Source organism: Rhodococcus sp. NPDC055024 (assembly GCF_053608585.1).
In genome coordinates, this window is sequence record NZ_JBSGVT010000012.1 from 89,336 (window position 1) to 107,375 (window position 18,040).

Consider the following 18,040-nt stretch of genomic DNA (forward strand, 5'->3'; position numbering starts at 1 on the left):
GAAGTGCTCGCTCTGAACGGCGACGGCTCCGAGTTGTACGCAGGCACAACGGCACTCGCTCAGTTCGGCTACCTGAAGGAACTCGGCGTGAAGTTCACCGGCCCGGGAGGTGACAAAGGCTGGGCCGACCTCAGCTGGGAGCAGGTCCCTGACTATCCGGCGGACATCGTGTTCCAGTTCGCGAAGTCGGCGGAAGCGTTCGCAGCATCACCCGTTTTCGTCAAGCTGCCCGCGGTGACCGCGAACCAGGTGATCGACTTCGACGACAAGCGTCCCAACACCTACGCCAATTACGGTGCCTGGTTCGAGCAGGTTGCACAACTACTCGACCAGGCCCGCAACGTCACCTGAATTACTCTCCAGCGGTGATTCGCCCGGCCGCTTCCTCGAGAACGTCGAGGAAGATGGCCGCGGTCAGCGCAAATCCTTGGTTGTATCGCGCGTCGCTGGTCAACACGTTGCCCGCTTGGACTGCAGGCAACCGCTGCCACGTCGGCTGCGTCTTGATCGCGTCGAGCGCTTCCTGATCGCGTGCTTGCGCGATGATCACATCCGCCGGAGCCAAGGTGTCGAGTTGTTCGAAAGACAACTCGAACGAGTTCTCTGTATTGTCGTCATCACGGAAAAGCACGTCGAGGCCGGCATCGATTGCGACGCTGATCCGCAGATTCCGCTGATGCACCAGGAATCCGGTCGGCGTCTGAACGCCGAACACGATCTTCTTTCCGCCGAGCTTCTCCTGCAACATCGGACGCAGTCTCGCGAGCTTGTCGTCGTACTCCGCAATGGAAGCCTCGGCGATCGCCACCCGGTCGAGCTGGCTCGCCTGCGCCATCAGCGCACCTCGCCAGTCGACCGGGTGTCCGGCGATCGGTTCGACGTCGTCGCCGACGACCAACAGCGGCGCGATGGAAGACAATCGCTCGGTGCCGTACCAGTCACTGGTGTACCCGATCGCAGTGATGACGATCAGATCGGGCTCGAGAGCGAGCAACGCCTCGAAGTTGGTGGAGAAGTCGCCGGCGACGTTGACGAAGCTCGCGCCCTCGATGGTGCGGCCGGGAAACTGGAATCCCGCCTTGGCGTCGGGGAACCAGAAGTTGCCCGAACCGACGATCGGGTAGTCCATCATCATCGCGAATTCGAGGTCGACCCGGCCGTCGAGCACCACCACACGCTTGGGGTCGCGCGGAACGTCGCCACTGAACTCGGCCCACGTGTACGGGAGAGTGTCACTGGCCGAGTCGGATTCGCCATCGGAGCTTCCGCAGGCGCTCAGCGCCAGTGCTGCAGCCACACCGGCAGCGCCACCGAAGAATCGGCGTCGTGAAATGCGGTCGACGATCTGAGTCCACTCCGTGTCGGTAACCTGCGTATCCAGGACGAATGTCATACGTTTGCTCCTTCGTTGTTTCGCTGACGCTCGCGTCCCAGCGGAATGACCAGCGGTGTGTGGGAAACCGGATCGTCGATGATGCGGCATGCCATGCCGAACACCTCCTGCACCAGTTCTTCGGTGATGATCTCCGCGGGCGGGCCTTCGGCGACTACCGCGCCGTCCTTCATCGCGATGATGTGAGTTCCGTAGCGGCACGCGTGATTGAGATCGTGAAGCACAGCCACCAACGTGTGTCCGTCGTTCTCGTTCAGATCGCGGCACAGCTCCAACAGTTCGATCTGATGAGCGATGTCGAGGAAGGTCGTCGGTTCGTCCAGCAGCACCAACGGGGTCTGCTGCGCGAGAACCATAGCGACCCAGACACGTTGGCGCTGACCGCCGGACAGTTCGTCGACCGGCCTGGCCGACAGATCCGTGACCTTGGTTGCCTCCATCGCCTTGATGACGGCGGCCTCGTCCTCTCGGGACCACTGGCGGATCAGCTTCTGGTGCGGATAACGTCCGCGCGCAACCAGATCGGCGACTTTGATGCCGTCCGGAGCGATCGACGTCTGCGGCAGAAGCCCGAGTCGCCTCGCAACTTCCTTGGCCGGGTACGAGGTTATCGTCTTGCCGTCGAGGAGGACCTTGCCGGTCGTCGGCTTGAGCAACCGCGACAACGCACGCAGAAGCGTCGACTTGCCGCAGGCGTTGGGACCGACGATGACGGTGAATCCGCCGTCGGGGATCTCGACGTCGAGGTGCTCCGAGATGACGCGCTTGTCGTAACCGATCGTGACGTCCTCGGCGCGAAGCCGATTCGTCCTTTCAGGCACGACGGCGGCCGCACTTGTCTCGTTCACACTGTTCCTCGTTCCTTCACCGATCACTGCTTACGTGCCTCTCGCGCGAGAAGCCAAACAAAATAGATGCCACCGATGGAGACGGTGACGACGCCGACCGGCAACTGCGTCGGTGCAAAAGCTCGCTGCGCCACCCAGTCACTGACCATCAGCAGTGCTCCACCCATCGCCGCCGACGGCAGCAGGGTCACTCCGGCGCTACCGGTCAATCGTCTGACCAACTGCGGAGCGGCCAGCGAGACGAACCCGATGGGCCCGGCCGCAGCCGTCACCATGGCTGTCAACGCAACACCGAGAACAACCAGGGAAAGCCGGGTCGGTTCGGCCCGGACGCCGAGTGCCTTGGCGGCGTCGTCGCCCATCTCGAGCATCTGCATCCGCCTGCCCAACACCAGGATCAGCGGAATGAGGATGGCCAGCACGACAACCACCGGCCACACCTGAGTCCAGCCGAGACCGTTCAACGAACCGGCACCCCACACTGCGGCAGCCATGGCGTCGTCGAGCTTCGCCTTGAGGATCATCCAGGTATTGACCGAGCCCAACATCGCGCTGATGGCGATACCGACGATGATCAGCCGGAATCCCTGCACGCCACGTTTGTACGCAAGAAGGTAAACGACTGCTGCGGTGGCGATTCCGCCCACCAGAGCGCCGACTGCGATCTCGTAGTAAGTGCCACCGATGAGGAGGATGACCACCAGAGCGCCCGTGTACGCACCGGAGTTGAAGCCGATGATGTCCGGGCTACCAAGCGGATTCCTGGTGAGTGACTGGAAGATAGCACCACTCATGCCCAGTGCCGCACCGAGCATCAGCGCCAACAGAACTCGGGGCAGACGCCATTCCACGACGACCATGTGGATACGCGCGGGAGCTTCGCCGAACAGGGCGCCGAGGACGTCCCCGATCGGCACCTGGTAATCACCACTGCCGAGGGCGATGACACCGATCGCCAGTGCAAGCGCAACGAGGATGAGGCAGACAGTGACCGTACGGACGTCGATCCGCGCGGACCAGCCTTCTTTGGGTGAGCGCACCACCGTGGTGGGGCGCCCGAAATCAATGCTCACAGACCGCTCACCTTGCTTCGACGCACCAGCATGATCAGCACCGGAGCACCGATGAAGGCCGTGACGATGCCGACCTGAAGTTCACCCGGGCGCAGCACGATTCGGCCGACGACATCGGAGAAGAGAAGAAGAATCGGCGAGCACACCAACGTGTACGGGAGAATCCATCGCTGATCTGGCCCGACGAACCATCGCGCGACGTGGGGAACCATCAGACCGACAAATCCGATCGGGCCGGCCGCAGCTGTCGCCGCGCCGCACAGCAAGGTCACCGCAATGACGCCGAGGATACGAGTACGGGTGATGTTGGCACCGAGCGAACGTGCCAGATCGTCGCCCAAGGCCACGGCGTTGAGTTGGCGCGCCAACGCGAGCGCCAGGAAGAGCCCGATGAGAATGAACGGGGCAACGGCGAGAACGATTTCCAACGAACGTCCGCTGAGTGAGCCGGCATTCCACTGACGCATCTGGTCGAAGGCGGTGGGGTTGAGCAGGGTGATGCCGGACGAGATGCCGCCGAGCACCGAGCCGATGGCAACACCGGCCAAGGTCAGCCGAATGGGCGTCGCACCACCTCGGCCGATAGACCCCAACGTGTAGACGATCGCCGTGGCTATCACCGCTCCGAGGAAAGCGAACCAGATGTAAGACCAGATGCTGGTCAATCCGAAGACCGCGACGGCAACAACCATCGCGAACCCCGCGCCGGCATTGACACCGAGAATTCCGGGGTCAGCCAAGGGATTTCGCGTCATCGCCTGGATGAGGCCGCCCGCCACACCGAGCGCCATGCCGACTATCAGTCCAAGCAGAGTTCGCGGTAGCCGCAGGTCACGGATGATCACGTGATCATTGGAGTCGTCGTAGTTCACCAAAGCGTCGATCACGGTGCCGAAAGGAATGGTCTTCGAACCCACCGCGATACTCAGAAGGAGCACGGCGGCGAGCACTACCAGACACACCAGAAGACCTGCCATACGACGAGAGTTGGTCGATACCAGCCCGTCCGGTTGCTTCTGCTTCTCTTGCAGCGATTCGTCGATCAGCTCTTCGGTGTGTTTGTCGACGGCGCTCTTGTCGACTGCACTTTTGTCTACAGCACTCTTGTCGACAGCACTCTTGTCGAATCCAACGGTCACAAGCCGGCGCTCTCTAGAGTCTTCTCGACCTCGTCGCGGATCTCTTCCTCGTCGCGGTCCGATTCCCAGGCGGCATCGAGTGCCGCACGGACACTTTCGTCGAGGGCCTCGTACTTCGCGTTCCACACCTCGGCCTTGTAGGTCCAGTAACCGATGACCTTGTACTGCTCACCCGGCAACTTCAGTTCGTGGCGAAGGTACTTGCGGATGTCACGGAGCATCGTGCTTTCGCCGGCCACCCACACGTATCCGAGATCGGTGGGCAGGTTCATCGCCCGCACCGCGTCCGGGAGCTTCGACGGTGCAACACCGTTGCCGCTGCCGACAAGCCAGATGAACTCGACGTCGGCCGCGGAGGTGATCTGCTGCTTGTGAGACTCGTCCACCACCTCGACGATTGCCTTCGCCGAGATGCCGGCGGGCAACTGTTCGATCAGGCGCCCGAGTGCGGGGAGTCCAGTCGCGTCGGCGACGAATACCTGCCAGCGTGCGTCGGCCGGCGGCTCGTAGAGCCCGCGAGATTCGCCGATCGCCAACTTGTCGCCGATCTCGGCTTTCTGTGCCCAGTCGCTGGCGATGCCGCCCTCGTGAACGACGAAGTCGATCGTCATGCGGCTGGCTTCGGTATCGAACCGTCGCACGGTGTACGGCTGGCACGGGGACGGTTCCTCGCCCTCCGGGTACCGCCAACCGCGCGGGGCGTCCGGATCTTCGGCCGGCAGAACGAACTTGCCCGTGGCCGGGACCGGGAAGTGCAGACGCAGGTATTCGTCGCCGGTGCCGGTGGTTTCGAACGCGGTCAGCTCCTCCCCACCGAACACGATACGAACCATTCCCGGGGTCACGTACTCCTTGTGAAGTACCTCGCCGAACACAAGACTCACAACAATCTCCAACATCGATGGAACATGAACCGGACCCGAACACGAGGATCGATCCGACTTCCGGACATAGTTAACCCGCACTAAGTAAGGTAGACCTTAATTTATTGCAGTGTTGTCGATGAGTCGATGCCTTCCCCGCCGCAACGGGGCCAACTACTATCGCGATTCGGCCACAGCCAGACGTATGGCCTGTTCACGACAAGTATTGGCACCTGTGTGACTTCTGACTACCGGCCACGGTCCCTAGCGTGGACCCAGTGCCTTCGACACCACTTCTTTCGGCCGATACAAACGGTCCCCCAACAAGCCCGGCGATCACGCCGCGCCAGGTAATCACACGCGCGATCGCCTCCGACGGACGCGGAGCCAAGCTGGCGGCAGCGTCCGTCGGCTTCACGGGCCACCAGGTCGCGGAAGCGTTGGTGCCGGTGGTGATCGGTGCGGTCATCGACCGAGCTTTGGCGACCAGCGATGCGGCAGCACTGGGAAAGTGGATCCTCGTTCTCGGAATTCTCTTCACCGGCTTGTTGCTCAGTTGGCGCTTTGCGGCGCGCATCTCCGATTCCGTCACCGAGCACGGAGCACACCGCTTGCGGATGGACATCGCGAGCCGAAGCCTCGATCCGCACGGCATGTCACCGCGGCGCATGCCCGGCGAGGTCTACTCGATCGCAACATCCGACGCGGGTTCGGTGGCCGGATTCACGCACACACTGAGCACAAAACTCGCCGCGGCCTGCGGAGTACTGACCGCAGCGATCTCGCTACTCGTGATCTCGGTACCGCTCGGCCTGCTCGTCATCCTCGGCACTCCCCCGGTACTCGCCCTCATGCAGGTGGTCAGCCGACCGCTCGAACGCCGAGCCGAAACCGATCAATGGCAGGGAGCCAAAGCCGGTGCACTGGCCGCAGACCTACTGTCGGGGCTCCGGATCCTGTCCGGAATCGGCGCGGGAGACGCTGCAGCGCAGCGTTATCGGGGAGCCAGCCGGACTTCGCTGGAAGCAACCCTTCGCGCACAGCGATACCAAGCGATGTACTCCGCCGCGAACGTGGCGATCGCCGGAGCTTTCCTGGCCGTCATCGCGTACGTCGGTGGGCGGATGGCAGCGTCCGGGAGCATCTCGGTCGGTGAATTCGTGGCTGTGGTGGGTCTGGCACAGTTCCTTCGAGGTCCGTTGATCGACATCATCTACTTCGGCGCCGGCCTGGCACGGGCCCGCGCTTCCGCCAACCGCGTCGCAGCGCTTCTCGGGACCGGCGAGGCTGTCACACCCACGAGTGAACCTGTACCCCTGAGCCACTCGGAGTTCCTGACGCTGCGTGACGTCGTGTTGGCCGGAGCGTCACCAGTCGATCTCGACGTCAAACGCGGCGAGATCATCGGCATCGTCACCGAGAATGCGGCCTGGGCGGATGCGTTGGTCGACGCACTGGCGCGTCGAATCGAGCCTTCGAGCGGAACGATTCATCTCGGCGACAACGCCATTCACGAACTGCACATCGACGAGCTCCGGTCCCACGTTCTGGCTGCGCCGCACGACGCGGCACTGTTCATCGGCACAGTCGGTGACAACATCGAGGCACTCGCACCGATCGGCAGCCGCAGCGACGAGGCAATCGCCGCCGCTGCCGCAGATCAGGTGATCTCGGCCCTTCCGCTCGGCCTCGCCACCCGAGTCACCGAGCAGGGAAATTCGCTCTCCGGCGGTCAGCGACAACGCATCGCCTTGGCAAGGGCACTGGCGAGCGAAGCTCCGGTCCTGGTGCTGCACGACCCCACCACTGCCGTCGACTCCGTCACCGAAGCGCGAATTGCACGCGGGATCGCCGAGGTACGCGGTGCTCACGCGACTCTTCTTCTGACCAGCAGCCCCGTGCTGCTCGATATCTGCGATCGGGTGATCGAGCTGTGAACGAACTACTCCCCACCGCGACACCGAAACAGGCACGCCGCGCAGCACTTCGGTTGATGGGTCCGCACCGGATATCCGCCGTCGCCGCCGTCGTCACTCTGACTGCTGCGACCGCGATCGGCCTGCTCACGCCGCTGGTCCTCGGCGCGATGGTCGACGCTGTGACGGACGGAGACGGCGACGCTGTCTCGCGCATCGGCACGCTGACTCTCGCGTTGGTCGCCATCGCGGTTGCCTCCTCCCTTCTCGTCGGAGTCAGCAACTACCTGCTCGCCGGTGTCGGCGAAAGGGTTGTCGCCGACCTGCGCGAAGAAGTTGTCGTCCGGGTTCTCGATCTTCCGCAGAGCGACGTCGAACGAGCAGGGCGCGGAGATCTCGTCTCCCGCATCACCGGGGACGTCCGCTTGGTGACCCGCGCTGTATCCGAAGCACTTCCGGTTTTTGCCACCGCGGCACTGACCATCGTGTTGACCCTGATCGGATTGGGCAGCCTCGATTGGCGATTCGCCATTGCCGCGGTGATTGCGGCGCCCATCCAGATCCAGGCGCTGCGCTGGTATCTCTCGAGGTCGGCACCGGTCTACCGCGAGGAGCGGGAGGCAGAAGGTGCACGTGCGCAACAACTCCTGGACTCACTGAGCAACTCCGACACCGTCGGATCACTTCGTCTGGCTCAGCCCCACCTGGAACAGATCGAATCTCGATCGATGACGGCCGTCCGGCTGAGCTTGATGACCACGCGTCTACGCACCAGGTTCTTCGGCCGGCTCAACATCGCCGAATTCATCGGCCTGTCCGCCGTGCTGATCACAGGCTTCTGGCTGGTGCGAGACGGTCAGATCAGCATCGGCGCCGCCACCGCCGCAGCATTGTTCTTCCACCGGCTCTTCGATCCGGTCGGCGCGGTTCTCAGCGTGTTCGACGAATTGCAGGAAGGCACAATCGCATTGGCTCGACTGGTCGGAGTCACCCTTGCACCCGTGCCACCCGCGCCGTCCGATCCACATGAACCTGTCGACAGCTCAGCGACTTTGGAAAGCGTGACGTTCGCGTACCGAAGCGGCGACGCTCCTGTTCTGCGCGACATAGACATCACCATTCCGGCCGGGACCGTCACGGCACTCGTGGGCGCAACCGGAGCCGGAAAATCGACAGTCGCAAAACTGATCGCGGGTACCTACGAGCCGACCGAAGGCATCGTGAAGATCGGGACGGTACCCCGGAACGAATTGCCACGGTCGACTTCTCGGAGCGCGGTGGCCCTCGTGACTCAGGAGGTCCACGTCTTTGCCGGCACGTTGGCCGAGGATCTACGGCTCGCTGACCCGTCGGCAACCGACGACGACATCATCGCGGCGCTCGATACCGTCGGTGCGTCGGATTGGCTGCGGGCCCTGCCGGACGGACTCGAAACCGTAGTCGGGGACAGCGGACACCGACTGACCGCGACACAGGCACAGCAACTCGCTTTGGCAAGAATCGAATTGCTGGATCCGCCGCTGCTGATTCTCGACGAGGCGACCGCCGAAGCGGGCAGCGCCGGAGCCAAGGTCCTCGACGATGCCGCGCTGGCCCTTACCCGGGGTCGCACTGCTGTCACAGTGGCACACCGACTCTCACAGGCCGTCGACGCCGACCAGATCCTGGTCATGAACGACGGCCGCGTCGTCGAGCAAGGCTCTCATAACGAGTTGGTCAACCTCGGGGGTCGGTACGCGGAACTGTGGGACGCGTGGTCCGCGCCGCGGCGGTGACCGCGACGGTTGCACCGGGCACTACCGCCTGGTGCGACCTACCTCAAGCGTGCAGAAGGTACGGCACCGATTCGGGCGCCACACTCCCCTTGTTCATTATGCTGCCGGGCGTACGGCCGGTGACCCGACGGAACACTGCGACAAAAGCACTCGGAGTTTCGTACCCGACTCGCCTACTGACAACCGAAACCGGCACTCCAGCAGCCAGATACGTCAGTGCTGCGCGGACTCGAACCTGAATTCTCCACTGTGCAAAGGTCATTCCCGTGCCCTGCGCGAACACTCGCGTCAACGTACGGACGCTGCCGCCAGCCGTCAGTGCCCATTCCGACAGCGACCGCTGGTCTGCCGGATTGGCGACCAATGCTTCGGCAACGAACAGCGCCCGCGGATCAGTCGGCATCGGAACCTCCACCGCAGCAACTTCGAGCGGCTGCAGCATGTCGAATGCCACCCGCTCGGCGCGACTACGCGCCTCGTCGGGCATATTCCGCCGATGCATGTGCAGTAGTACCTCACGCAGCAGAGCACTGACACCGAACAAGCCAGGAACGCCAGAGGGCGCAGCGTGAGCCTCGGGCCGGAAATAGGTACAGAAGAACTCCGTACCCGGACCTGCCTTCACGGCATGCAACGCGCCGGCGGGCAACCACAGCCCTGCCGAAGGCGGAACCTCCCAGGTGATGCCGTCAGCGACAACCGTGAGCATTCCGCCGGAGTTTCCCCAGATCAGCTCATGTTCAGGGTGACGGTGCGGTGCCCACTGCCGCTGGTGAGAGAGCTTCAGAGTCACCGTTGTCATCGAGTAGGGGTGATCGATGGAACGCGGCCCCACGGGCACCGAAATTCTCTCTGCCACAGCTGTCATGATGACGAGTATAGGACTTTCGTTAGGCATACCTAAATAGGAACCTGAAAAATGTTGACTGTGACCCGCGAGTTACACATATTAGGATCCCCGATATCGTGACTGCAACTCCCGGCTACGGGTCGGCAACGAGAGGTACATGATGGTTGACGCATCACGAATCCCGGTCATCGTCGGCGTCGGCGATCTGCGCTGGAACCCAGCCGACGGGCACCGCGAACCTCTCGATCTGATTCACGACGCCACCGTTGCCGCCTTGAACGACAGTGGACGCACTGAGCTGGGAACACAGATCGATTCCGTGTACGCGGTCAAGACCGTCAGCTGGTCGTACGACGACCTCCCCGGACTGCTCGCCTCGCGACTGGGCGCGACTCCCACGATCACCTCGACCTCTCCGATCGGTGGCCACTGGCCCGCGGCGCTCCTCGATCGGATCGGCGCGTCCATCGCCCGCGGTGAATCTTCGGTTGCTCTGCTCGTGGGCGGAGAATCGCACGCCAGCAGCACCGCGCTGCGAAAGTCCGGAGTCACCCCCGACTCGATCGGGTGGACGGCAGCACCCGGAGGGCCTCCCGGATTCGATCCGACCGACCTGGGAAGCCCCGAAATGCAGCGCGCCGGTTTCATCGTGCCTACGCGCGTCTACCCGCTCTTCGAGAACTGCTTCAGTGCGGCCGAGGGCCACGGCGCCCGCGAATCGCTCGCCTGGTCCGCGAGGATGTACGCCGCGTTCTCGGAGCTGGCATCGAAGAATCCAGCCTCCTGGACGTCGGAGATCCGATCGGCAGACGAGATCGGCACCGTCGGACCTGGCAATCGGATGGTCTCCGAGCCGTACCCGCTGATGCTCAACGCCATGCCCTTCGTCAATCAGGCTGCGGCCGTTGTCGTCTGCTCGTTGTCGACGGCCCGCGAGTTCGGGATCGATGAAAGCAAACTGGTGTACCTCTGGGGCGGCGCGGGCGCCAGTGATCCATTGGACATCCTCAGCCGCAACGGCTTCGACAGCTCAGCCGCGATGCACGACGCCGTGCATCGCACACTCGATAGTGCCGGAGTAGGCGCCGACGCACTCGACATCGTCGATGCCTACAGTTGCTTCCCGATCGTGCCCAAGCTGTTGATCCGCGAACTCGGACTCCCGGATACCGCGATCCCGAGTGTCACCGGAGGTCACTCGTTCTTCGGTGGGCCACTCAACAGCTACACCCTGCATTCCGTCGCCGAGGTCACCAGGCAAATTCGTGACGGCGCCAACCTTGCCCTCGTCCACGGCAACGGTGGATTCCTCACCTGCCAGCACTGCGTACTGTTGTCCGCCGCTGCTCATGCTGACGGGTACGTCGGCGATCCCGACGCACGCGCGTTAACTGCGGAGGTTCCGGAACTGATCACTGGTTACACGGGCGCGGCGGAAATAGTCTCGGCCTCTGTCGAATACGGCCGCACCGGCGAGCCTGAGATCGGGTTCGTGATCGCGACGACGCAGGACGGCCGCCGAGTCGCCGGTCACACTGGTCCCGAGAATGCCGCCGAACTGACGCAGCTTCGCGGTGACAACCCGCCGGCGATCGGGCGAACTGTTCACATCAGCGACGAGAACGGGCGACTCACGCTCACATTCTGACAGTAGCGTTCTGACAGTAGACAACCGTGAGCACCGGGGCATGGTTCGTCCCCGGTACTCACGTATTCAGTTACGCCCGTTCAGGCGGCTGTGGGTGGACTGTTCCCACCGATCGGCTGCTGGAACGGATCGATCGACATCGGCGGATAGAACACCGCCTTCCGGTCCGGGCCTATCTCCACCCGCCACTCGGTGTGGTGCAGTGTCCGATGATGATGACCGCACAACAGAATCAGGTTGTCGAGATCTGTTGGGCCACCATCGTTCCAATGAACAATATGATGAGCATCGCACCACCCCGACGGCGTTCCGCACCCCGGAAACGCACACCCACCATCACGCACCGCCAACGCCCGCCGCTGCGGAACCGTCGCCGTTCGCGCTTCCTTGCCGCACTCGAGTGGAACACCATTCCCATCCAACAAAATCCGGGTGATGGTGCAGTCGCACGCCAACATCCGGGCAGTGTCGATGCTGATCGGCCCCACCCAATCCGTCCACGCAAATCCCAACTCTTCTGTCGACGGCAACAGGTCCTTCAATGCTTTGAGGTCCGTCATGTCCTTCGCCGACGCTGTCACAGTGATGTGCGGTTTCACGCCGCCCTCGATCGGACCCAACCCCGCCCGCTCGTACCGTCGCAGTAATTCGCAGAACCCGTCCGCGCGCCGCAACGCCGGTGTACGCGTGTCTTTGACGCCGTCCTTCTCTGGTGTCGGAGCCGACAGGCTCGACAACAAGGTGATCAGACGCGCCCCGTTGACCGCATCCAGATCGCCTTTCACAGACACGCGCCCGTACAGGCCTTTCGAGGCGTAGAACTCGTTGCGCTCCGAGTCCTCCCCGACCGGGACACCGTCCTCGCGTTTTCCGTACTGCTTCTCGATCCGCCGGATCGCTGCACGCACCGCATCACAATCCGCGATGTTCTTCGACGCCAGGTCAAGCAGGATCCTGCGGGCTTTGTCGACATCGGCCGGTGTCATGTTCTTGGGTGGATGTTGACAAAACGACGCCACCTGACGAGCCTTCAATGCATCCACATCCCCGCGGTGGAATGCATCCGCGACAACAGGTTCGAGCAACAGCAGCCGCGCCAGACTGACCAGCAGGCTGCACTCACCGATCTCCAGATTCGTAGAACCGTGCAGCCACTGCGCGATCGCCCGAAAACCCTTCCCGCCGAGAACGTCACGGGAAAACATCTCCACGATTAACAACACCATCCGCGACTGCAACTCATGCCGCACGCGCACCAGATCCAGAACCTCACACTTGAGGCCCTCACCATCCAGCTGCCACGCTTCCCGACTGTCCATGCTCAAAGTTTAATCGAACATACTTTCGATTACCAGAGACATAACGGACAACTTTAGGAAGGTGCACGACTCGAGACTTGTTGAAGTACATCAACATTCATCTAGCCGTCAAAGACGACGCGATAGAGGACGTATCCCGCGAAACACACAATCGCAACAACGCACAGCACCAGCAGGATGTCGAAAAAGACGAGCCGGGTTGGGTTTCGCGCTTGGTCGATGAGAGGCGTCGAGGACGTAGCCGGCGTGCCACACGGCAGCGCACGGCACTACTTCGCAAACCAACGTGGACTGATAGTCGAAGTGGTGCGACATCTTCTGGACGGTGATCTTCCTCGCCCGGGCGAGACACCGAAGCAACAGGTGGCCCGATGGCTGGGACCCGAGTCCGGTCGCACTCGTGCTCGCTACGAACTGATCATCGCGTCATTCCACGATCCCGACCTCGCAGTGGAACTGGTGCGTGGTCGGGATCGATTTGTTGCCATCTTGATCGGACGCGGCATGACCTCGTCCAAGCAGTTCGGGGCGAAGTTCCCCTAGCCGTCCAGCTCGGCGAAGAGCTCCATCCACTGCTCTTCGGCGGCTTCCTTGTCGGCGATGACCTGCTTGAGTTCTGCGCCGAGTTTCTGCAGCTTGTCCGGGTCGGTGGCCGCGTCGGCGAGTGATGCGTGCAGCTTCTTCTCACGGTCGTCGAACTTCGCGATGGACCGCTCGAGCTTCGAAAGTTCCTTGCGCGCAGCGCGATCCGCGGCACCGTCGCGAACCTGCTTGCTCTTCGACGCACCACTCGCGGTCGAGGCAACTGACGGGTTGTCGCCATCCCCCATCGCGGCGCGTCGACGCAGGTAGTCCTCGATACCGCCGGGCAGGTTGGTGAGCTTGCGATCACCGAAGAGCGCCCAGGTGGTGTCACAGATTCGCTCGATCAGGTACCGGTCGTGCGAGATCACAACCATGGTGCCTGCCCAGCCGTCGAGCAGATCCTCGAGTTGCTGAAGCGTGTCGATGTCGAGATCGTTGGTGGGCTCGTCGAGAAGCAAGACGTTGGGCTCGGCCATGAGAACACGCGTCAACTGCAGGCGTCGGCGCTCACCACCGGACAGGTCACCGACGGGGGTGCGCTGACGCGCCGGTGTGAAGCCCAGCCGCTCGGCGAGCTGACCAGCCGATACTTCCTTGTCACCCAGGGTGATTCGCTCGGCTACGTCCTTGACCGCGTCGAGTACGCGCATGTCGGTCGGAAGATCGTCGAGTTCCTGCTTGAGCCAACCGATGTGGACGGTCTGTCCCTGAATGCGCTTTCCGGCTGCGGGCTCGAGTTCGCCGGCCAGCGTCCGCAGCAGCGTCGTCTTGCCCGAGCCGTTGACGCCAACCAGGCCGACACGCTCGCCCGGCGCCAGACGCCAGGTCAGATCCTCGACGAGTACGCGGCCGTCCGGGGTTTCCAGACGAGCGTCTTCGAGTTCGATGACTACCTTGCCGAGCCGACGCTGCGCGAACGACGCGAGCGCCACCGCGTCACGAGGTGCCGGAACGTCGGCGATCAAGGCTTCTGCTGCTTCGATGCGGTACTTCGGCTTGGACGTACGGGCGGGGGCACCGCGGCGCAGCCACGCCAGTTCCTTGCGCGCAAGGTTGCGGCGACGCTCTTCGGAAGCGTCGGCCTGACGGGAACGCTCGGCACGGGCGAACACCCAGTCGTTGTAGCCACCCTCGTAGCTTTCGACGCCGCCACCGACAACCTCCCAGGTGCGGGTGGCGACGGTGTCGAGGAACCAGCGATCGTGGGTCACGACAACAAGCGCACTGCGACGTGAGACGAGGTGCTCGGCCAACCACTGAACACCTTCGACGTCGAGGTGGTTGGTGGGCTCGTCGAGCACCAGCAGATCGAGGTCCTGAACAAGAGCTGCAGCCAGCGCGACGCGGCGGCGCTCGCCGCCGGACAGTCCGTCGACCTTGGCGTCCAATGCAGACCGCTCGCCGCCGGCGCCCAGATTGTCGATGCCGATACCCGAGAGCACTGAACGGATGCGCGCATCGCCGGCCCACTCGTGCTGAGCTACTCCGAGCGGCCCCAGGACCACTTCACCGACCGTAGAGCCGGGAGGCAGTACACCGCGCTGCGTCACGACGGCCATCCGCAATCCGCCGACGCGGCTCACTCGTCCCGAATCCGGCTGCTCCACACCCGCGAGGACCTCGAGCATCGTTGTCTTGCCGCCACCGTTGAGACCGACGACGCCGATGCGCTCGCCTTCCTCGACGCCCAGGGAGACCCCGTCGAGCAACGGCTTGACGCCGAAAGACTTCGACACGTTTTCCAGATTGATCAGATTCGCCATCAGTGCTGTCCCTTTGCCGCATTGTCGAGTATTCGTGCTCCGGGAACAGGTCCGCTCGCCACGCGAACGGTGCGGCACACCCCCGCTCCCGCAAGTTCTGCGCTCACTTCCACCGCGGACTGTGCGTCGGCGCAGAGAAACGCGCATGTAGGTCCGGAGCCGGAGACGATGCCTGCCAAAGCTCCGGCTTCGACGCCCGCTCGCAACGTCCGTCGTAGGTCCGGGTTGAGTGAGAGTGCTGCCGCCTGCAGATCGTTGCCGAGGAGCGGCGCAAGCAGATGAGCGTCACCGGTGGTGAGCGCCTGAATCAACGCATCGGCGCTGCCCAACCGTTTCGGGGAACCTTCGGCCCGCAGCTTGTCCAGTTCGCGGAACACGACCGGTGTGCTCAAGCCGCCCTTGGCCAGCGCCAGCACCCAGTGGAAGGTGTGGCGGGTCAAGACAGGCACAAGTTGTTCGCCGCGGCCGGTTCCGAGGGCGGTGCCACCGTGCAGGGAGAACGGAACGTCGCTCCCGAGGCGTGCCGCGAAGGCGTCGAGATCAGGTCGTGAGAAGTCGAGCTTCCACAACGAGTTGAGCCCAACCAACGCGGCGGCCGCGTCGGCGCTCCCGCCGGCCATTCCGCCTGCGACGGGAATGCCTTTCTCGATGACGATCTCGACGTTCGGGGCCACGCCACCCTCGACCGCGAGCATCTCGGCGGCACGCCACACGAGATTGGTGCGATCGGTAGGCACGGCCGCGGCGTCGTCGCCGATAACCCGCACGGCCAGGGTGTCCGCAGGCGCCACCGTGACGGTGTCTGCCAGCGACAATGCCTGAAACACCGTCGTCAGTTCGTGATAGCCGTCCTCGCGCAGGTCCCCGACGGCAAGGTGGAGATTCACCTTGGACGGGGCCCGAACGACTACGGGGCGAGGAACGACGGAGAGCACAAGGAACAACAATAGGCGCTGCGAACACCTGGGCGAAAACCTGCGACCGCCGCACCCCGTCCGACAGCCTGTACACCCACACTATTTCACCGCGCGCACACCTACGCCCAGACCGACAACCGCAACGCCCACAGCGGCCACGATTCCTGCCAGAACGCTGCCCGACGCGAAGTCACCGGCAAACAGTGCCCGCTCGGCATCGACGACGTAGCCCAGCGGATTGACGTTCACGAGGACCTTCATCCAACCTGGCGCATCATCGAGTGGAAGCATGGTTCCGGACAGGATCAGGAGCGGGAACATCAGCGTCTGCTGAACGACCCAGAACATCCAATCCTGCTCCCGCACAGCCAGAGCGAGAGCGTACGAGAGCGCACCGAGTCCGACGCCGAACACTCCGAGCAGGACGATCCCGAGCGCGGCGCCCGCTGCGTTGACGTCCAACCCGAGCGGAAGCGCAACCAGAATGATCAAAATCGCCTGCGCGGCAAGCGGAACCATCTCCTTGCACGCTCGCCCGATCAACAAGGACGAGCGTCTGAGCGGAGTCACCAACATTCGCTCGTGCGATCCCTGCTGCATCTCCATCAGGAGGTTGGACCCGGTCATCGTCGTTCCGAAGATCGCGATCATCACCAACACCCCGGGAATGAACCAATTCCATACGCCGTCACCGGTACCCGGGACCCCTTTGAGCAGAGGCCCGAACAACGCCAACAGGATCAGAGGCTGAATCAGGCTGAAGATGACGCTGACCGGGTCGCGCAACATCGGTCGCAGTTCACGACCCATCACGATTGCGCTGTCTCGAACGATGTTGCCGTGCACGGTACGTGGGGTATCGAGCGTGATTGTCATGGCAGATTCCTGTTCTTCGAAGTACTTTGTCGTGGTTTCAGGAAGCGACCGCGGCGGCGCTCTCGCGCAGGCTGCGACCGGTGAGGGTGAGGAAGACATCGTCGAGAGTCGGCCTGGTGATGTCGGCGGTGAGAGCGCGGGCACCTCGGGCATCCGCTTCACGCAGCAACACCGGTAGCGTCGAATCGCCCTCGCCGGCACGGATACTCACCGTGCTTGCGTCGACAGTGACTTCACGGACAGTGACAAGTTGCTCGGCCACCGACGCTGCGACGCCGGCCGCCTCGACGCTGTCGAAGGTGAGCAGAAGATGATCTCCCGCAAGGTCCGCCTTGAGCGCGGCAGCGGTGTTGTCCGCGATGACAGTGCCCTCGTCGATGACGATGACCCGCTCTGCCATCGAATCCGCTTCTTCGAGGTAATGCGTGGTCAGCACAATCGTCGTGCCCATCTCGCGCCGCAACCGAAGGATGTGGTCCCAGAGGTTGGCCCGACTCTGCGGGTCCATTCCCGCGGTCGGCTCGTCGAGGAACAGAAGAGGTGGGCGATGGACCAGGCCCAGAGCGATATCGAGGCGCCTGCGCTGCCCGCCCGACAGAGTGCTGACCTTCCGAGTACCCAGATCGGTGAGTTCGAGATCACCCAGCAACTCGTCGGCCCGGACCTGCGAATCGGCCTTGGACATTCCGTAGCACAACCCCTGCGTCACCAACTCGTCGCGAACCCGCTGGTTGTGGCCGGCGCCGTTCCCCTGTCCGACGTATCCAAGGCTCGAGCGCACCTCGTTTCGTGCCGCGGAGATGTCGAACCCTGCGATTCGCGCGCTGCCGGAGGTGGGCTCGAGCAAGGTGGTCAGCATTCGCAACGTCGTCGATTTTCCGGCACCGTTCGGCCCCAGCAAGGCGACCAATTCGCCCTCCGCTACGTCGAGCGTGACTCCCTTGACTGCTTCCACGAGCTTCTTGCCCTGAGCGAAGTGCTTGGTGAGCGCCTTCGTCTCGATCATCGGTCTCCTCATGATGTGGCCCCAATTTCTGCTCGACTGGTCGGATATGGACCAACCTAAATTCAATTG

General features: G+C 63.2%; 16 protein-coding genes. 5 read left to right on the forward strand and 11 right to left on the reverse strand.

Going from position 1 to position 18,040, the window contains the following annotated elements; genetic code table 11:
- Positions 1-3: 3 nt before the first annotated feature.
- On the forward strand, positions 4-351 hold the full coding sequence (locus tag ACWF6P_RS23330; RefSeq protein WP_452622687.1) for a hypothetical protein: 348 nt from the start codon (positions 4-6) through the stop codon (positions 349-351).
- Position 352: 1 nt separating this feature from the next.
- On the opposite strand, the gene ACWF6P_RS23335 is transcribed toward ACWF6P_RS23330, so the two are convergent.
- The 5 genes from ACWF6P_RS23335 to ACWF6P_RS23355 all read right to left on the reverse strand — a co-directional run bounded on the left by ACWF6P_RS23335 (position 353) and on the right by ACWF6P_RS23355 (position 5,337).
- Complete coding sequence (locus ACWF6P_RS23335; protein WP_452622688.1) at positions 353-1,393, reverse strand: ABC transporter substrate-binding protein; 1,041 nt, start codon at positions 1,391-1,393, stop codon at positions 353-355.
- The gene (locus ACWF6P_RS23340) at positions 1,390-2,241 is read right to left on the reverse strand and encodes an ABC transporter ATP-binding protein (protein ID WP_452622689.1); all 852 of its coding nucleotides are present in this window, start codon (positions 2,239-2,241) and stop codon (positions 1,390-1,392) included. The genes ACWF6P_RS23335 and ACWF6P_RS23340 overlap by 4 nt, the downstream gene beginning before the upstream one ends.
- 23 nt (positions 2,242-2,264) lie before the next feature.
- Positions 2,265-3,314: an iron-enterobactin ABC transporter permease gene (fepG, locus tag ACWF6P_RS23345; RefSeq protein ID WP_378446465.1), complete on the reverse strand. Its 1,050-nt coding sequence runs from the start codon at positions 3,312-3,314 to the stop codon at positions 2,265-2,267.
- Positions 3,311-4,291 carry a Fe(3+)-siderophore ABC transporter permease gene (locus ACWF6P_RS23350; protein ID WP_228118027.1) on the reverse strand — a complete coding sequence of 327 codons (981 nt, stop codon included), beginning with the start codon at positions 4,289-4,291 and terminating at the stop codon, positions 3,311-3,313. The genes fepG and ACWF6P_RS23350 overlap by 4 nt, the downstream gene beginning before the upstream one ends.
- A gap of 158 nt (positions 4,292-4,449) precedes the next feature.
- Positions 4,450-5,337 carry a siderophore-interacting protein gene (locus ACWF6P_RS23355; protein WP_378543648.1) on the reverse strand — a complete coding sequence of 296 codons (888 nt, stop codon included), beginning with the start codon at positions 5,335-5,337 and terminating at the stop codon, positions 4,450-4,452.
- A 257-nt stretch (positions 5,338-5,594) separates the two neighbouring features.
- Between ACWF6P_RS23355 and ACWF6P_RS23360 the strand changes: the two genes are divergently transcribed.
- Both ACWF6P_RS23360 and ACWF6P_RS23365 read left to right on the forward strand, forming a co-directional pair.
- Positions 5,595-7,253 (forward strand): ABC transporter ATP-binding protein, encoded by a 1,659-nt coding sequence (locus ACWF6P_RS23360; RefSeq protein ID WP_452622690.1) that lies wholly within the window; start codon positions 5,595-5,597, stop codon positions 7,251-7,253.
- The gene (locus ACWF6P_RS23365) at positions 7,250-9,007 is read left to right on the forward strand and encodes an ABC transporter ATP-binding protein (protein ID WP_452622691.1); all 1,758 of its coding nucleotides are present in this window, start codon (positions 7,250-7,252) and stop codon (positions 9,005-9,007) included. Before ACWF6P_RS23360 ends, ACWF6P_RS23365 begins: the two co-directional genes overlap by 4 nt.
- A 43-nt stretch (positions 9,008-9,050) precedes the next feature.
- Here the strand turns inward: ACWF6P_RS23365 and ACWF6P_RS23370 are convergent, their stop codons facing one another.
- Positions 9,051-9,875: a helix-turn-helix domain-containing protein gene (locus ACWF6P_RS23370; protein ID WP_452622692.1), complete on the reverse strand. Its 825-nt coding sequence runs from the start codon at positions 9,873-9,875 to the stop codon at positions 9,051-9,053.
- A gap of 139 nt (positions 9,876-10,014) precedes the next feature.
- Here ACWF6P_RS23370 and ACWF6P_RS23375 point away from each other — a divergent pair, with 139 nt between their 5' ends.
- Entirely contained in the window at positions 10,015-11,505 is a 1,491-nt protein-coding gene (locus ACWF6P_RS23375; RefSeq protein WP_452622693.1) for an acetyl-CoA acetyltransferase, read from the forward strand.
- Between the two features lie 80 nt (positions 11,506-11,585).
- Here ACWF6P_RS23375 and ACWF6P_RS23380 read toward each other — a convergent pair whose 3' ends face one another.
- The gene (locus ACWF6P_RS23380; RefSeq protein WP_452622694.1) at positions 11,586-12,824 is read right to left on the reverse strand and encodes a DUF222 domain-containing protein; all 1,239 of its coding nucleotides are present in this window, start codon (positions 12,822-12,824) and stop codon (positions 11,586-11,588) included.
- Positions 12,825-13,043: 219 nt separating this feature from the next.
- On the opposite strand from ACWF6P_RS23380, the gene ACWF6P_RS23385 reads away from it, so the two are divergent.
- Positions 13,044-13,367, forward strand: a complete 324-nt coding sequence (locus tag ACWF6P_RS23385; protein ID WP_452622695.1) for a TetR/AcrR family transcriptional regulator — start codon at positions 13,044-13,046, stop codon at positions 13,365-13,367.
- On the opposite strand, the gene ACWF6P_RS23390 is transcribed toward ACWF6P_RS23385, so the two are convergent.
- The 4 genes from ACWF6P_RS23390 to ACWF6P_RS23405 form a co-directional block, all read right to left on the reverse strand.
- The gene (locus tag ACWF6P_RS23390; RefSeq protein WP_003946255.1) at positions 13,364-15,172 is read right to left on the reverse strand and encodes an ABC-F family ATP-binding cassette domain-containing protein; all 1,809 of its coding nucleotides are present in this window, start codon (positions 15,170-15,172) and stop codon (positions 13,364-13,366) included. The two genes, ACWF6P_RS23385 and ACWF6P_RS23390, sit on opposite strands and share 4 nt — an antisense overlap.
- Entirely contained in the window at positions 15,172-16,107 is a 936-nt protein-coding gene (locus tag ACWF6P_RS23395) for a 4-(cytidine 5'-diphospho)-2-C-methyl-D-erythritol kinase (RefSeq protein WP_452622696.1), read from the reverse strand. Before ACWF6P_RS23395 ends, ACWF6P_RS23390 begins: the two co-directional genes overlap by 1 nt.
- Positions 16,108-16,188: 81 nt before the next feature.
- Complete coding sequence (locus tag ACWF6P_RS23400; RefSeq protein ID WP_378446454.1) at positions 16,189-16,965, reverse strand: ABC transporter permease; 777 nt, start codon at positions 16,963-16,965, stop codon at positions 16,189-16,191.
- Between the two features lie 37 nt (positions 16,966-17,002).
- Complete coding sequence (locus ACWF6P_RS23405) at positions 17,003-17,971, reverse strand: ATP-binding cassette domain-containing protein (protein ID WP_452622697.1); 969 nt, start codon at positions 17,969-17,971, stop codon at positions 17,003-17,005.
- Between the last annotated feature and the right edge of the window lie 69 nt (positions 17,972-18,040).

Coding starts and splice junctions, on each gene's coding strand:
- ACWF6P_RS23335 (WP_452622688.1), bottom strand. CDS start 1,393: ATGACATTCGTCCTGGATACGCAGGTTACCGACACGGAGTGGACTCAG.
- ACWF6P_RS23350 (WP_228118027.1), bottom strand. CDS start 4,291: ATGGCAGGTCTTCTGGTGTGTCTGGTAGTGCTCGCCGCCGTGCTCCTT.
- ACWF6P_RS23370 (WP_452622692.1), bottom strand. CDS start 9,875: ATGACAGCTGTGGCAGAGAGAATTTCGGTGCCCGTGGGGCCGCGTTCC.
- ACWF6P_RS23375 (WP_452622693.1), top strand. CDS start 10,015: ATGATGGTTGACGCATCACGAATCCCGGTCATCGTCGGCGTCGGCGAT.
- ACWF6P_RS23380 (WP_452622694.1), bottom strand. CDS start 12,824: ATGGACAGTCGGGAAGCGTGGCAGCTGGATGGTGAGGGCCTCAAGTGT.
- ACWF6P_RS23385 (WP_452622695.1), top strand. CDS start 13,044: ATGAGAGGCGTCGAGGACGTAGCCGGCGTGCCACACGGCAGCGCACGG.
- ACWF6P_RS23390 (WP_003946255.1), bottom strand. CDS start 15,172: ATGGCGAATCTGATCAATCTGGAAAACGTGTCGAAGTCTTTCGGCGTC.
- ACWF6P_RS23400 (WP_378446454.1), bottom strand. CDS start 16,965: ATGACAATCACGCTCGATACCCCACGTACCGTGCACGGCAACATCGTT.
- ACWF6P_RS23405 (WP_452622697.1), bottom strand. CDS start 17,971: ATGATCGAGACGAAGGCGCTCACCAAGCACTTCGCTCAGGGCAAGAAG.